This window comes from Nocardioides malaquae (assembly GCF_015070385.1).
In the GTDB taxonomy this organism is placed as follows: Bacteria; Actinomycetota; Actinomycetes; order Propionibacteriales; family Nocardioidaceae; genus Nocardioides; species Nocardioides malaquae.
Window position 1 is genome coordinate 1 of record NZ_JADCSA010000277.1, and the last position, 283, is coordinate 283.

The following is a 283-nucleotide window of genomic DNA, read 5'->3' on the forward strand; positions in this document are numbered from 1 at the left end:
GTATGGCTCCCATTAAAAAAGCTGCACAGGACTTCTCCACTGAAAGAAAAGAGAGGAGAAAAAAGAAACATGATCCCAATCCACTCTATTTTTCCTCGATCCACTCGTCTTGCCTGATCATGGGATGTGATGACGTGACTCCAAAACCATCTGTAGGCAAGACAGGACTCCATACTAGATACAATATATCCGGACGGGACTACAAAGATGGTGTGAGAAGGAAACACCACGTCACCAAGCCGGATATGACGTCACCAACTATTTCTCTTCCAGACTCAATTAG

The 283-nt window shown here is 44.5% G+C and carries 1 protein-coding gene; it reads left to right on the forward strand.

Features of this window, described 5'->3' with window-relative positions; translation table 11 throughout:
* The coding region (locus tag IEQ44_RS17175; protein WP_227487623.1) for a hypothetical protein at positions 1–283 on the forward strand (283 nt) is incomplete at both ends.